The sequence below is a fragment of the Streptomyces winkii genome, assembly GCF_032248595.1.
Taxonomy (GTDB): domain Bacteria; phylum Actinomycetota; class Actinomycetes; order Streptomycetales; family Streptomycetaceae; genus Streptomyces; species Streptomyces winkii.
Window position 1 is genome coordinate 292,162 of the sequence record NZ_JASTTH010000005.1, and the last position, 14,899, is coordinate 307,060.

13 protein-coding genes, 1 tRNA gene and 1 pseudogene are annotated in these 14,899 nt (G+C 69.4%); 12 read left to right on the plus strand and 3 right to left on the minus strand.

Features of this window, described 5'->3' with window-relative positions:
- Positions 1-236 precede the first annotated feature (236 nt).
- Together ctaD and QQM67_RS17000 are read left to right on the plus strand one after the other, a co-directional pair.
- On the plus strand, positions 237-1,904 hold the full coding sequence (gene ctaD, locus QQM67_RS16995) for an aa3-type cytochrome oxidase subunit I (RefSeq protein WP_314174731.1): 1,668 nt from the start codon (positions 237-239) through the stop codon (positions 1,902-1,904).
- 59 nt (positions 1,905-1,963) lie between these two features.
- Complete coding sequence (locus tag QQM67_RS17000) at positions 1,964-2,428, plus strand: cyclic nucleotide-binding domain-containing protein (protein WP_314174732.1); 465 nt, start codon at positions 1,964-1,966, stop codon at positions 2,426-2,428.
- 75 nt (positions 2,429-2,503) lie between these two features.
- Here the strand turns inward: QQM67_RS17000 and QQM67_RS17005 are convergent, their stop codons facing one another.
- On the minus strand, positions 2,504-3,604 hold the full coding sequence (locus QQM67_RS17005) for an alcohol dehydrogenase catalytic domain-containing protein (protein WP_314174733.1): 1,101 nt from the start codon (positions 3,602-3,604) through the stop codon (positions 2,504-2,506).
- A gap of 407 nt (positions 3,605-4,011) precedes the next feature.
- Here QQM67_RS17005 and QQM67_RS17010 point away from each other — a divergent pair, with 407 nt between their 5' ends.
- The 8 genes from QQM67_RS17010 (at position 4,012) to QQM67_RS17045 (ending at position 10,901) form a co-directional block, all read left to right on the plus strand.
- On the plus strand, positions 4,012-4,968 hold the full coding sequence (locus tag QQM67_RS17010) for a universal stress protein (RefSeq protein ID WP_314174734.1): 957 nt from the start codon (positions 4,012-4,014) through the stop codon (positions 4,966-4,968).
- Between the two features lie 58 nt (positions 4,969-5,026).
- A complete protein-coding gene (locus QQM67_RS17015) occupies positions 5,027-6,370 on the plus strand; it encodes a nicotinate phosphoribosyltransferase (protein WP_314174735.1) in 1,344 nt (447 codons plus the stop codon).
- Between the two features lie 37 nt (positions 6,371-6,407).
- The gene (locus QQM67_RS17020; protein ID WP_314174736.1) at positions 6,408-6,704 is read left to right on the plus strand and encodes a DUF1876 domain-containing protein; all 297 of its coding nucleotides are present in this window, start codon (positions 6,408-6,410) and stop codon (positions 6,702-6,704) included.
- 55 nt (positions 6,705-6,759) lie between these two features.
- Positions 6,760-7,662, plus strand: a complete 903-nt coding sequence (locus QQM67_RS17025) for a universal stress protein (RefSeq protein WP_314174737.1) — start codon at positions 6,760-6,762, stop codon at positions 7,660-7,662.
- A gap of 161 nt (positions 7,663-7,823) precedes the next feature.
- Positions 7,824-9,095, plus strand: a complete 1,272-nt coding sequence (locus tag QQM67_RS17030) for an aconitase X catalytic domain-containing protein (RefSeq protein WP_314174738.1) — start codon at positions 7,824-7,826, stop codon at positions 9,093-9,095.
- 34 nt (positions 9,096-9,129) lie between these two features.
- Positions 9,130-9,531, plus strand: a complete 402-nt coding sequence (locus QQM67_RS17035) for an aconitase X swivel domain-containing protein (protein ID WP_314174739.1) — start codon at positions 9,130-9,132, stop codon at positions 9,529-9,531.
- A 119-nt stretch (positions 9,532-9,650) separates the two neighbouring features.
- A complete protein-coding gene (locus QQM67_RS17040; RefSeq protein WP_314174740.1) occupies positions 9,651-10,568 on the plus strand; it encodes a cobalamin-binding protein in 918 nt (305 codons plus the stop codon).
- 257 nt (positions 10,569-10,825) lie between these two features.
- Positions 10,826-10,901 (plus strand) — tRNA-Arg (locus tag QQM67_RS17045).
- A gap of 72 nt (positions 10,902-10,973) precedes the next feature.
- Here QQM67_RS17045 and QQM67_RS17050 read toward each other — a convergent pair.
- Positions 10,974-11,261 (minus strand): annotated as a pseudogene (locus tag QQM67_RS17050) (tyrosine-type recombinase/integrase); the annotation flags it as partial.
- A gap of 256 nt (positions 11,262-11,517) precedes the next feature.
- Entirely contained in the window at positions 11,518-12,912 is a 1,395-nt protein-coding gene (locus QQM67_RS17055) for a GTP pyrophosphokinase (protein WP_314174741.1), read from the minus strand.
- A 511-nt stretch (positions 12,913-13,423) separates the two neighbouring features.
- Between QQM67_RS17055 and QQM67_RS17060 the strand changes: the two genes are divergently transcribed.
- Both QQM67_RS17060 and QQM67_RS17065 read left to right on the plus strand, forming a co-directional pair.
- Entirely contained in the window at positions 13,424-13,717 is a 294-nt protein-coding gene (locus tag QQM67_RS17060) for a transposase domain-containing protein (protein WP_314174742.1), read from the plus strand.
- Positions 13,718-13,774: 57 nt separating this feature from the next.
- Entirely contained in the window at positions 13,775-14,806 is a 1,032-nt protein-coding gene (locus QQM67_RS17065; protein ID WP_314174743.1) for an IS4 family transposase, read from the plus strand.
- The last annotated feature ends 93 nt before the right edge of the window (positions 14,807-14,899 follow it).

Genomic DNA, 14,899 nt, shown 5'->3' on the forward strand with positions numbered 1-14,899 from the left:
GGCCTGTTCGGACCTCGTTGTGACCGACCTCGCACCGCTCTCGCACCGCCCTCCGCACACGGCCCACGTAAGGGTGAAATGCACCTTTCGTGCGCTGCGGACGGTACGAACGTCCTGCGACCGGCGCGGCCCCGCCACGGCACAGGCCGCGCGGGCCCCACCGAGTCCCGCCCCCGACTCCCGTACTCCCGTACTCCCGCCGGACGGACGGCGGCAGTGACCGAAAGGGCCGCGCCATGCCCGTAGTGACCGAACCGCCGCCGCGGGACGCTGGGCAGAAGCGGACCCGCCGCCGACCGGGTTCGGTGGCCGTCGTCTGGCTCTCCACGACGGACCACAAGAAGATCGGCGCTCTCTACATGGCGAGCGGCTTCGTCTTCTTCCTCATCGGCGGCCTGCTGGCGCTCGGGATGAGGGCCGAACTGGCCCGCCCCGGGCTCCAGTTGCTCTCGGCGGAGCAGTACAACCAGGCGTTCACCATGCACGGCACGATCATGATGCTCTTCTTCGCGACCCCGCTCTTCGCGGGCTTCGCCAACGCGATCATGCCGCTCCAGATCGGCTCGCCGGACGTGGCCTTCCCCCGGCTGAACATGCTGTCGTACTGGCTCTACCTCTTCGGCGGCCTCATCTCGATCATCGGCTTCCTCACGCCCAACGGGGCCGCCGACTTCGGGTGGTTCGCGTACACGCCGCTGTCCAACTCGGAGCACTCCCCGGGCCTCGGCGGGGACCTGTGGGTGATGGGGCTCGCGCTCTCCGGCTTCGGCACGATCCTCGGCGCGGTCAACTTCATCACCACGATCATCTGCATGCGCGCGCCTGGCATGACGATGTTCCGGATGCCGATCTTCAGCTGGAACATCCTGCTGACGAGCGTGCTGGTGCTGGTCGCCTTCCCCGTGCTCGCCGCCTCGCTCTTCGCGCTGGAGGCCGACCGGAAGTTCGGCGCGCACATCTACGACACCGCGAACGGCGGCGCCGTCCTGTGGCAGCACCTGTTCTGGTTCTTCGGCCATCCCGAGGTCTACATCATCGCGCTGCCGTTCTTCGGGATCGTGACCGAGATCTTCCCCGTCTTCAGCCGCAAGCCCACATTCGGGTACGTCGGTCTCGTCGGCGCGACCATCGCCATCACCGGGCTCTCGGTGACGGTCTGGGCGCACCACATGTTCGCGACGGGGGCCGTGCTGCTGCCGTTCTTCTCCTTCATGTCGTTCCTGATCGCGGTGCCGACGGGCGTGAAGTTCTTCAACTGGGTCGGCACGATGTGGCGGGGCTCGCTGTCGTTCGAGACGCCGATGCTGTGGAGCGTCGGCTTCCTCGTCACGTTCCTCTTCGGCGGTCTGACGGGCGTGCTGCTCGCGTCGCCGCCGATGGACTTCCACGTCACCGACAGCTATTTCGTCGTGGCCCACTTCCACTACGTCGTCTTCGGGACCGTCGTCTTCGCGATGTTCGCCGGCTTCTACTTCTGGTGGCCCAAGTTCACCGGCCGGATGCTCGACGAGACCCTCGGCAAGATCCACTTCTGGACGCTCTTCACCGGCTTCCACACCACCTTCCTCGTCCACCACTGGCTCGGCGCCGAGGGGATGCCGCGGCGATACGCGGACTATCTCGCCGCCGACGGCTTCACCGCCCTGAACACGGTCTCGACGATCGGCGCCTTCGTCCTCGGGCTCTCCACGCTGCCGTTCCTCTACAACGTGTGGCGGACGGCGGTCTCCGCACCGAAGGTCGAGGAGGCCGACCCCTGGGGATACGGACGTTCCCTGGAGTGGGCCACGTCCTGCCCGCCGCCACGGCACAACTTCGACGCGCTGCCGCGCATCCGCTCCGAGTCCCCGGCCTTCGACCTGCACCACCCCGAGGACGCCGAGGCGAAGCTGGAGGAGGGCTGAGCGGCCCGTGCGCCGGGGCCGAGTTGCGGCCCCCGCGGCACCGCCACATCGTGAACTCCATGGCGACCACCGCACATCCGCGGCTGTTCAGGGCGCTCCCGCCCGAGGGGCGCGAGCGCCTTATGCGGCTGGCCCGGCCGGTGCGGTTCTCCGGCGGCACGCGCATCTTCGAGGAGGGGAGCCAGGCGGACAGGTTCTGGATCATCCGCAGCGGCTCGGTCGCCCTCGACATCCATGTCCCGGGACGGCACGCCGCGACCGTCGAGACCCTCGGCTCGGAGGATCTGCTCGGCTGGTCATGGCTCTTCCCGCCGTACGTATGGCACCTGGGGGCCTCCGTGTTGGTGCCCGTGCAGGCGCTGGAGTTCGACGCGAAGGACGTACGCGCGCTGTGCGAGGAGGACGCCGACCTCGGACGGGCCCTCTATCACCAGGTCGCCGGGATCGTCGCCCGTCGGCTCCACGCGTCCCGCACCCGGCTGCTGGATCTGTACGGGCCGCAGGGCAGCGGGCCGAGGGCCTGAGTCCGGGTACCGCCGAACCCAGCAACCGCTCAGGAACCAAGGAACCCAGCAACCGCGCAGCAACCGTGCCCGCTGTCAGCGCAGCGGCACCCCGGTGCCCGCCGTCGTCACCAGCGAAGAGCTGTCCGCCCTGTAGATCTGCTCGCCCTTGAGCGCGATCTTCAGCGCGCCCGTCTCGGCGGCGCTTGCGAACACCTCGTACGCCTCCTCGATCGCCCCGAGCTCGAAGACGTGCGTGACCAGCGAGGACGTCGGCAGTCTGCCCGCGGCGAGCATGCTCAGCAGCATCGGCGTCGAGGAGGTGTCGACCAGACCCATCCGTATCGTCAGGTCCCTGATCCACAGGTCCTCAAGGTGCAGCGCCACCGGCTTGCCGTGCACGCCGACGTTGGCGACGTGGCCGCCGGGCCGCACCATGCGCGTGCACATCTCGAAGGTCTCCGGGGCGCCGACCGCCTCGATCGTCACGTCCGCGCCGAGACCGTCCGTGAGGTCCTCGACGAGCTGTTCCGGCTTGTCGGAGGCGAGCGCCCACGCGTCCGCGCCGAAGCGGCCCGCCGCCTCCAGCCGCCCGCGCTCCAGATCGACGGCGACGACCCTGTCCGGCGAGTACAGCCGTGACGTGGCGATCGCCGCCAGCCCCACGGGCCCCGCCCCCACCACGACGACCGTGTCGCCGGGCCGCACCTGCCCGTTGAGCACGCCCACCTCGTAGCCGGTGGGGTAGATGTCGGCGAAGAGCACCGCGTCCTGGCTGTCGATGCCGCCCGGCAGCAGATGCAGCGAGTGGTCGGCGAAGGGCACGCGCACGTACTCGGCCTGCGTGCCGTCGATGCTGTGCCCGAGGATCCATCCGCCGCCGCCCCGGCACTGCCCGTACGAGCCCTCGCGGCAGTAGCGGCAGCGGCCGCAGGCGGTGATGCACGAGATCAGGACGCGGTCGCCGGGGCGCACCGTCCGCACGTCGCGACCGGCCTCGACCACCTCGCCGACGGCCTCGTGCCCGAGGACCGTGCCCGGCTCGATCTCGACGTCGCCGGAGAGGATGTGCAGATCGGTGCCGCAGACGGTGGTGGTCTCCACCCGTACGACGACGTCCTGGGAGTCCTGGATGTCCGGGTCGGCCACGCCCTCCCAGGCGGCCCTGCCGGGCTCGTGAAAGACCAGCGCCTTCATCGGTCACGCTCCTCCCGTGTCCCGCTCTCCCGCGCCGGGGTCTCCTGCGGGGGCGTCTGTTGCGGCGGGTCTCCTGTCGGCGGGGGACCGGATCCGCGGGTCCCGTGAGTCTTCCGCGGGCTCCCGTCGGTTCCGGCGAGTCCCGGCACAGCCAGGAGACCCTGCTCCCAGCCTGGCCCGCGGGTTCCCGCACCCGCATGGGCCGCCCGGCCCAGGGAGCGCGTCCGAGCGGCCCGGTCCGGGCGAGCGCACGCGTCCGCGAGCACCTTCCGCCGGGACCTTCGGCCCCCTCCTCGGGCCGCCCGACCCCTCGGCTGTGCCGCGGCGGCGCAGGACTCTTCAACTGAGAGATGCGTGATGCGGGCCTCGGTCCGGGGAGTGGGCCCCGGGCCGCAGGAGGGAGACTCATGTTCCAGTCCGTCACCGTGGGTCTGGACGGTACGCGCGAGAGCCTGGCCGCCGTCGACTGGGCGGCGCGCGAGGCCCTGCTGCGAGGCGTCACGCTGGAGATCATCCAGGTCCGGGAGACCGGGGCCTACCCGTACTCGCCCATCGCCGACGACGAGGTCGAACGTGAATGGGCACAGACGATCACGAACGAGGCCCTCGACGATCTCAACCGCAACATGCCCGACCTGGCCGTCAACGTCGACATGGTCGCCGGCCGCCCCGCCCATGTGCTCGCGGACGCCTCCGCCGAGACCGATCTGCTCGTGCTCGGCTCACGCGGCCTCGGCACCGTGCTCGGCTTCATCGTCGGCTCGACCGCGCTGCCCACCGTCGCGCACACCGCGTGCCCGGTGGTCCTCGTACGCGCCAGGCCCGAGGCGAAGGGCGAGAGCGTCGGCCATCTGCAAGGCCGGGCCCTGTCCGAATCCGTGTCCGGCTCCCCTTCCGGCGCCGGGTCCGGCCCCTACCCGGAGTCCGAGACGCCCGGCGGCGACGTCGTGCTCGGCCTCGACCTGGGCCGCCCCTGCGACGAGCTCATCGCCTTCGCCTTCGACACCGCCGCGCGCCACGCGGCGCAGCTGCGCGTCCTGCACGCCTGGGACCTCCCCCCGACGTACGGTATGCGGCCGCTGCCCGTACCGCCCGCGATGACCAACGAGCTGCTCGCCGCCCAGAACCAGGCGCTCGCCGCAGCGCTCCGCCCCCGGCAGGACGAACAGCCCGGCGTGAAGGTGCAGGCCGACGCCGTCATCGGGCAGCCCTCACGGCTGCTGGTGGAGGCGGCGGCGCAGGCGTCGCTGCTGATCGTCGGCCGCCGCAACCGGCGCTCGCGGCTGGGCACGCACGTGGGCACCGTCGCCCACGCCGTCATGCACCACGCACATACACCGGTCGCGATCGTGCCGCACGACTGACACGGGGCCGCGCGGCGGCAGCCCCGCCGCACGGCCCGCCTCCAGGAGGTGCTCGCAGATGTCCGAGGCGAAGAAGACGGACCTGTACGAGCTGACGATGGCCATGTCCTACGTACGCGAAGGGATGACGGAACCCGCGACCTTCAGCCTCTTCGTGCGCGACCTCCCGCCCGAACGCGGCTTCCTGGTGGCCGCCGGGCTCGAACCGGCCCTCGACTACCTCTCCGGCTTCCGCATCGGCCCCGGCGACCTGGACTCCTTCGGCACGGCGCTCGGCCGCCCCACCCGCGAACTGGTGCCGCTGCTCGGCATGACCTTCAAGGGCGATGTGCGCGCCGTCCCCGAAGGCACCCTCGTCTTCGCGAACGAACCCCTGCTGGAGGTCACGGCGCCGCTGCCCGTGGCCCAGCTCGTCGAGACGTACCTGGTCAACCTGCTCAGCCACCAGACGGCGGTCGCCTCGAAGGCGGCGAGGTGCGTGCTCGCCGCGGGAGGCCGTCCCGTCATGGACTTCTCGATGCGCAGGACGCACGGTCTCGAAGCGGCCTACGAGGCGGCACGCCTCGGCGCCCTCGTCGGCTTCGCCGGCACCAGCAACGTGGACGCGGCGGCCTCTCTCGGGCTGACCGCGATCGGCACGATGGCGCACTCGTACGTGGAGGCGTTCCGCTCGGAGGAGGACGCCTTCCGCGCCTTCACGCGCGCCCACCCGGACCGCCCCGTGACCCTTCTCGTCGACACCTACGACACGGACACGGGCGTGCGCACCGCGGCACGGGTGTTCAAGTCCCTCGGCGCGAGCGCCGGTTCGGCGATCCGGCTGGACAGCGGCGACCTCGGCGACCAGGCGGTGCGGGCACGGCGCATCCTGGACGAGGCCGGGCTGACAGGCGTGCTGATCGTGGCGAGCGGCGGGCTCGACGAGTACGCCGTGGACCGGCTCGTGCAGGAAGGCGCACCGATCGACGTCTACGCAGTGGGCACGCGGGTCGGCGTCGCCGCGGACGCGCCGTATCTGGACTCCGCCTACAAGCTCGTGGCGTACGACGGACGCCCCGTCATGAAGCTCTCGTCGAGGAAGAACACCGCGCCCGATGCGAAGCAGATCTTCCGCGGCCACGCCTGCCAGGACGTGATCGCGCTCCGGCACGAGCAGCCCCCGGCCGACGTACGGCCCCTGATGCGTCCCGTGATGCGCGGCGGACGGCGCGTCAGCGAGGCGCCGCCGCTGCGGGAGGCGCAGCAGCGCTTCGCCGCCGACGTCGCCCAACTGCCGCCGGAGGCACGGCGGATCACGGGGCCGCTGCCGCCGCGCCCCGTCTTCTCCGACGAGTCCAAGGCGCTGACCGCCCAGGTCCGGCGCCGCATCGAAAGGGAAATCCTCGCCCCGGAGCGGGTCTGAGCCCCGCCCGCGGGCCGACACCGAGGAGGTCGGCACGATGAACACACGCGAATGGAACGTACGGATCTTCCTGTACGAGGACGAAGGCACCACGACCGCGCGAGCCGTGCTCGACACCGGCGATACGACGCTCTCCGGCAGAGGGGTCGCCCGCTGCAACCCGGAGGACGTCGACATCCCGGAGATCGGCGACGAACTCGCCGCCAGCCGCGCCATGGCCGAACTGGGCCGCCAGATGATGCGGGCCGCCGACCGCGACCTGCAAGGCGTGGGGGCCGGGCCGCTGCCGGCCAAGGCGCGTGCCGACTTCGGCTGGCCCGACGTGACCTGGTGACGCGGACGCTGTGACACCGGTATGGCATGGAAATGGGAGAGGTGAGGGGTGAACCATGAGCCGACGGGCCGACCGGCCGCCCGCCGACCGGCGCCGTGACGAGGGGCGTCATGGGGCGGGGCGGCCGGTCGCCGTCGGAGCGGACGGTTCCGCGGAGAGTCTGGCCGCGGTGGAGTGGGCCGGAGCGGAGGCCGTCGCGCGCGATGTGCCGTTGTGGATCGTGTGCGCGCAGGAACCGGCGCGCTCCGGCGACCGGAACACGTGGTCGCACGATCAACTGCACGCGGCTCACCGGCTGGCCGCCCGCCTCTACCCGTCCCTGGACGTCACCGAGGACGCCGTGTGCGAGGCACCGGCGAAGGCGCTGCTCACCGTCGCCGAAGAGGCCGGTCTACTGGTGCTCGGCTCATGCGGGCTGGGCAGGGCCGAAGGCTTCGTTCTGGGCTCGGTGGGGCTGTCGGTGATCGCCCACGCGCGGCTGCCCGTGGTCGCCGTACGAGGGCGGATGCCGGCGGGCGCCGCCGCCGAGACGGGGCCGGTCGTCGCCGGGGTCGACCTGAGTCGCGGTTCCGACGAGGTGCTCGACTTCGCGTTCCGTACGGCGTCCGCTCACGGCAGGAACCTCCGGGTGGCCCACGCCTGGAGCCCTCACTCCCTCTACTCCTGTCCCTCGGCGCTCCCCGAGCCCCGCGCGACCGTGCAGGCGGAGCTCCGCGCGAAGCAGTCGCTCGCGCGGCTGCTGGAACCGTGGCGGGAGCGCTTCCCCGAGGTGGACACCGAGATCCGCGCCGAGGGCGGGGCCGCTGCCCCGTACCTCCTCCAAGTCAGCACCGACGCCGCCCTGTTGACGGTGGGCCGCCGCACCCGCGGCCACCCGTTCCCCACCCGCATCGGCCCGGTCGCCCACGCCCTGCTCCACCACTCGCCCCGGCCGGTGGCGGTGATCCCGCACGAGTGAGTGCGGGCGGGCGTCGCCTCGGCCGCCTGCTCGGTCAGGCTCTCTGAAATGCTGCGTCGAGCTGCACCACGCGGCACGCGGCAGCGGCGAGGACGAGCCGGAATGAGCCCCGGGTCTCCGGTTCACCGGCGGCCGGAGCCCCGTACGCGGTAGGAGGCCCGATGCGACTCGAACTCTCGGCGCACGACCGCGCGATGCTCGACGGGACGAGCGGCCAGGCCGCGCGGTTCGCGATGCGGCTGCTGATCGGCGCGGCCGAGGCGACGGCGGCGCCGCGGCTGATCAGCGTGGCGTCCGCGCACCTCGTCGGCTGCTTCTACACCGGCACCGTCGGCGTGGACTACGCCCGCCGTCTGGTCTCCCTGGGTGCCGAGGTGCGCATTCCGACCACCTTGAACACCGGCGCGGTCGACCTCGTGCACAGCCCGGCACGGGACCACTCGGGCCCCTCGGCGTCCGAAGCGCGCGAACTCATGGGCCTCTACCGGAAGATGGGCGCACGTCCCACCTGGACGTGCACTCCCTATCAGGCGGGTCACCGGCCCGCCTTCGCAGAGCAGGTCGCCTGGGGCGAGTCGAACGCCGTCGCCTTCGCCAACTCCGTACTCGGCGCGCGCACCAACCGCTACGGCGACTTCCTGGACGTGGCGGCGGCGCTGACCGGACGCGTCCCGTACACCGGCCTCCACTGCCCGGAGAACCGGCGCGGCCAGGTCCTCGTCCGCGTGGACGCGGAGATCGGCAGGCGCCTGCTCGACGAGGACGTCTTCTACGCCGTGCTCGGCCACGTGATCGGCCAGGAGTGCGGCAACGCGGTGCCCGTCGTGGCGGGTCTCGATCCGGCCGCGGTCACCGAGGACCGGCTCAAGGCGCTCGGGGCGGCGGCCTCCGCTTCGGGCGGCGTCGGCCTCTTCCACGTCGTGGGTGTCACGCCCGAAGCCCCTTCCATGGAGGCGGCGTTCCAGGGGGCGGAGCCCGAGGGCACGGTCACGATCGGTCCGGTACGCATCCGCGCGGGGCGCGACTCGCTGACCTCCGGAAGCACGCCGGACCGCCCCGGTGCCGTGTGCCTGGGCACCCCGCATCTCTCCCTCGCGGAGTTCACCTCGATCATCGCTCTCCTGGACGGGCGCGCTCCCGAAGTGCCGCTCTACCTCTCGACCAGCCGCCACGTCCACGGGCAACTGCGGGAGACGGGGCTGCTGTCGGCGCTCGACCGGCCCGGCATCCGGATCGTCGAGGACACCTGCACGTACTTTCCCGGCGTCCTCTCCGCGGACACGGGGTCGGTCATGACCTCGTCTGCGAAGTGGGCGTACTACGGCCCCGGAAACCTGGGCATCACCGTCGCGTTCGGCAGCATGCGCGAATGCGTCGAATCGGCGGTGGCCGGACGCGTCCGGCGTGACGAGAGGCTGTGGGCCGATGCCTGAGAGTTGTGGGCCGACGCCTGAGAGCTGTGGGCCGATGCCTGAAAGCCGGAGCGTGCGGGGCCCGGCGCTCGTGCTGGACGAACCCCTCAGTTTCTGGGGCGGCCTGGACCCCGGGACGGGCCGCATCGTCGACGTGCACCATCCGCAGCACGGCCGGTCCGTCGCCGGCACGGTGCTCGTCACGGCCGCGCTCCGCGGCTCCACCTCCAGCCCCAGCGTTCTGGCGGAGGCGGTCCGGGCGGGAGTCGGGCCGGTCGCGGTCGTCCTCGCCCACCCCGACGCCGGGGTCACCGCCGCGTCGCTCGTGGTCGAGGAGTTGTACGAGCGGCCGCTGCCCGTCCTGGTGCGTGATCACCCGGCCCTGGCCGCGGTGCACACAGGAGACCCCCTCGAGATCTCGGACGGCGGCCTCAGCCTCCACGGCCGGCGGCTCTAGCGTCGCCGCCGGCCGTCTGCACAACCTCTCCGCCCAGTGCATAACACCGCCTTCACCTGGACGAAGACGTAACCGGAACCCGCCAGGAGATCCGCCGCGGAGGGCAGTACGGTTCCGGGATGCGCATCGTCTCGCTGCTCCCCGCCGCAACAGACATCGTGGCCGAACTCGGCCTGGCCCAGGCTCTGGTGGGCCGTACGCACGAATGCGACTGGCCTCCGGACGCCGTGCGGGACGTCCCCGTCGTCACCTCTGCGGGCTTCGATGCCGACCGGATGGGCAGCAGGGAGATCTCCGAGGCGGTCGGCGGCGCCGAACACGGCGGATCCTCCCTCTACGACCTCGATACGGCGAAGCTGGCCGAACTGGCGCCGGACGTCGTGCTGACGCAGGAGTTGTGCGAGGTGTGCGCCGTCTCCTACAGCACGGTCGCGGGCGCCGTCCGCTCTCTGGAGAGCGGCCCGACCGTGCTCAGCCTGGAACCGCGCACGCTGTCGGACGTACTCGACTGCGTGGAGCGGGTGGGCGGAGAGCTGGGTGTGCCGCTGGAGGGATCACGCCGGAAAGCGGAACTCCGGGAACGGCTGGAGCGCGTCCGCAAGTCCGTCTCGGGCCTGCCCCGCCCGCGGGTGGCCGCGATCGAATGGCTGGACCCTCTGTGGCCCGCCGGCCACTGGGTCCCGGAACAGATCCGGATCGCGGGCGGCGAGGCCCTGCTCGCGGAATCCGGGGAGCACACCGAACCGGTCGACTGGGAGACCGTACGGTCGGCGCGCCCGGACGTCGTGCTGCTCATGCCTTGCGGGCTGGCACCTGAACGCACCGAGAAGGAACGGGAGTTGCTGACGCGCCTCCCCGGCTGGGCGGAGCTGCCCGCGGTCGCGGCGGGCCAGGTCTGGGTCGTGGACGGCCCTTCGTTCTTCAACCGCCCAGGCCCCCGCACGGTCCGAGGCACCGAGATCCTCGCCCAGATCCTCCACGGGGTCACGGCGGGCGAGGAGGCCACGCACGCCGAGGCCCGGCGCATCGAAGCCTGAGGGAGAGGGGCGGACTTGGGGGGCGGGGATGGCCGGGGGCGGCGCCCTACCGGGCCGGAAGTCGCCGACGGTTCCATGCCTACGGATGCCTACGGCGAGGTCCGCGAGGCCGACCCAGCCCCGGGTGCAGACCGCCGCCCCCCCGGAGCGTCATCGCGTGCATCATCACGCCGACCCATCAGCTAACCTGTCCAGGGCCGCCCAGCCTGGGCGACCCTGGCACACAGGTGGACCCTCACCGAGGCCCACCAAGCCCCGCCTCCGTAGCTCAGGGGATAGAGCACCGCTCTCCTAAAGCGGGTGTCGCAGGTTCGAATCCTGCCGGGGGCACCAGCGAAAAGACCCCGGACCGATCAAGGTCCGGGGTCTTTGACATCCAAATCCGACATCAACCGTAGGGGTCGGTCACGACCCTGGACGCCGCTTCAGCAGCCGGTCCATGTGACTGATCGCCTCGCGCTGGGTGTCCTGCACGACGTGCGTGTAGACGTCCATCGTGATGCTGATCTGGGAGTGCCCAAGGATCTCCATCACCACGCGAGGAGCGACGCCGGCAGCGACGAGCAGCGTCGCGCACCCATGCCGAGCGTCATGCAGCCGGACGACGCGAAGGCCCGCATCCTTGGCGACCCGGGTGAAGGACCTGTAGACGTTCCGCGGCTCGACCGGTCGCCCGTTCCTGGTGGTGAAGACGGCCCTTTGGCCTGCGAGCCCGTGAGGGAGCAGCCCGAAAGAAGCACCTCAGCGCGACAAGACATTCCCTACTCCATCCCGCAGCATCCACCAGGCCACAACCACACTCACGCTGACGTGTGCCTTGGAGATCATTGCCCCAACGTCGCGCTTTGGGAGGGCAGGTCCAGGGACTGCCCCGCGCTCCGGAAGCTTGCGGTGCCGTGATCACTCGCACCAATACAGCTCCAGCCCCTTTCTGGTGGTGACCTAGAGACTAGGATAGCCATTTCCTAATCGCAGCGACCTGCCGATTACTCGGACTCGTGACACTGCGCAGCCTCTTAACCGTCCACGTCGAGTAAATAGACTTGATCTCATCCGTCGTAAGCGGGCGCCCCAGGTTACCGGAAAACAGAAGCGACTTCGCGATATAATCAAGATGCGTTCGCGAAATTGCCAGGTCTTCCGAGTTCAATTCCCGAGCCCTACGCGTCATCTCGTTGAGACGTCCAATGTCATTGGTTGTTTCATCAGCCCAGTTGACACTTTCCGATGCCTCTGCGAGCTGCCTATAGGCGGCGTTAAGGCGCGCCGAATCAAGTAGCGGGAAGGACCGATCAATGTCCCTGAGAGCCATTGCGGCCGCAGGAATCCCGGGGGGTGGTGAAGCTTTAGTGGCTGCAGCACCCTGATATCCACCAGGTAGAACGTATGAGGGCGGCTCATCAGTCATCCTGATGTTTGGAATTGACTCCCTGAGGAAGCTCTTAAAGTTCCCAAGGCCGAACCATCCCTGACTCACTTCTTGGCCAAACTTCCTGCTTAATTCCCAAGCCAGGCTTGCCAGGTCCATCGGCCTTTGCAGCTGAGCCACTCGATTACGCAAGTATTCCGATGCAGCGTCACGGATTGCAGGCTGAAATGCGACCTCACCTGAGCCCCCACCCGCCGAAGCTGGTACGGGCTCACCTTCCGGAGAAACTTCAATGTCTTTCGTAGACAGGCGGTCTAGCTCCTGCCTCAGGTCCTGCGCAATATCATCCACGGCAGCCAGCAAGTCGGCCATCCGACGACTCAGTGTTTCAACGAGCACAGGAGGGGTGCTCCCGGGCTTATAAGTATCCTCATGTGTCAATTCACCCCAACCATCCTGCAGGAGAGTTCGAATCTGCAGTTCACACGTGACGACCCTCCGCTTCAATCCGGTGGACACCGAGGTGCACAGATTGATATGAATCGCACGGTAGCCGCTCGGTTTTGGCTGGTCGAGATAATCCCGAAAAGAACCTTCCTGTTGCTCCAGTACAGGCTCCTGACCAACTTGAAAAACCCTTAGCGTCCTTACGAGATCCATCACTCGCTGAACATCAGATTTATTGTTGCAGGTAACCCTTAACCCAACCAAGTCATCAATTACTTGGGGGATCTGCTGAAGGGATTTAACTCTGTCCCTGTACTTATTTAGCTCCAGTTTTTTCCAAGTCCTCTCTTTCCCTTTGACGCGCCCAGGGGACACCTTTACTCGCACTCGCTCAATTTCTGGAAGCTCCGCGTCCAAGTACTCTCTCAAGGCGCGCGATGCGGACTCTTTCGCTGGCTCAAGGTATTTCTTGGAATAGTCATCAAACCATTCACTGAATTCTTCGTACGTAAAAGGCAGCTTGCTCACCAATCCTCCTTATAGAGAGGTATTCACGAAGAATTGCACGGAGTGTAAGAGTATGGGAGGCGGGTCCCGCCTCGCCAGGACTTCGGGAACATCCAACTCGAAGACGAGCCCTGACTAGCTACTGCTGGGGCACGGATCGGACCGATCCTGGAAATGCCGCCCTCTACCGTCCACCGGGTCCTGGCCCGGCACGGGTTGGGGGATCTGGTCCACGTCGAAGTCAAGCACCCGTCGTCGCTCCGCTCCTCCGGGTGGCAGCGCACGCCGTACATGGGGTCAGAACACGTCGTGGCTGGGGCGGTCGGCTCCGCGGCTTTAGGCCAAGACCGGGAAGTTAGCGGGTGGCGTGGGGTGTCAAGGGCCTGGTGGGAGCGTTTGACGTAGGAACGGAGCCCCTGCCGGACTGTGAGTGTCGAAGTCGCAGTCCAAGGGGGCTCCGTTGTCTGTTCAGTGTGCCACCGCTCCGCGGGTGCGGGGTGGTTGTGGGGTGTGGTTGCCGGGTCAGTTAGGGGTGTTGACCCGGTGGGTGCCGCCCGGCCTGGTCGATGAGGTGCTGGCCGCGACGGGCCGGGTGGAGAGGCGGGTGCGGCTTCTGCCGGCGCGGGTGGTGGTCTACTTCGTGCTGGCCCTGACGCTCTTCGGCGACTGCGGCTATCGCAGTGTGTGGGCGGCGTTGACGGCCGGACTGCCCGGCCGGTGGGCGCCTGATCCCTCGGCATCAGCACTGCGTCAGGCCCGGCGCCGGCTGGGAGTTGCCCCTTTGGCGTTGCTCTTCGAGCGGCTGCGAGGTCCGGTGGGCCCGTGATTCGACGCCGGGGTGTTCTGGCGTGGGCTGCGGGTGGTGGCCTAGGACGGCACGAGTGTGGAAGCGGCCGACACTGCAGCGAATGTGGAGCACTTCGGCCGGCACGCACGCGGCAGCAGCCGCCCCGCCGGGTATCCGCAGGTGCGGCTGACCACCCTGGTCGAGTGCGGCACCAGAGCGTTGATCGCAGCCGCCTTCGGGCCCATGCGCGAGAAGGAACTGCCCCAGGCCCGCCGTCTGCTGCCCGTCCTGCGGCCGGGGATACTGCTGCTGGCCGACCGCGGATACGACGGATACGAAGCCATCCGCGAAGCCGCCTCCACCGGTGCTGACCTGCTCTGGCGCGTCCAGTCCGGACGGCTCCTGCCCGTCCTCCGCTCCCTACCGGACGGCAGCCACATCTCCCACATCCTCGACCGCCGCTCCGGCGACCGCCTGGCCGCCTGGCAGCGCCGCAAGCGCAAGACCTCACCGCCGCACCTGACGTCGATGACCGTGCGCGTCATCAGCTACCAGGTCACCGCCACCAGCGCTGATGGGCGCCGCCAGTGCAGCACAGTGCGGCTGATCACCACACTCCTGGACCCCGTGCGCTATCCCGCGGCCGAGCTCGCCGAGCTCTACCACCAGCGCTGGGAGATCGAGACCGCCTACTACGGACTCAAGGTCACCCTCCGCGGCGCGGACCGCGTCCTGCGCTCCCGCCACGTCGAGGGGGTCGAGCAGGAGATCTACGCTCTGCTGACCGTCTTCCAGGTCACCCGCACCGCGATCACAGATACCGCCCAGGGCGCCGGCCTGGATCCCGACCGGCTCTCCTTCACCATCGCTTTGCGCACCGCACGCCACACCGTGATCACCGCCGACGCTCCCGCCCCCGGCAGAACTGCCGTCACGGCTCTGGCCGTTCTGCTGCATCCCCGCAACCTCACCGACCGGCGCAGACGATCCCACATCAGCCCCCGCTGCGTGAAACGCACCCTCTCGCCCTACGCCTACAACAAGACCGCAGGCAGCGTCGGCCGCAAGACACCCGTCACCATCACCCTGACCGTTACACCGCAGGTCACAGCCCCAACCGGCCCCTAACTTCCCGGTCTTGGGCTTTAGGCAGCCACCTCGGCGCGAGCCTCGAGATCAGGGGCCCACATCGGGCACTAACGGGCAGGTCCACAAGCCGGC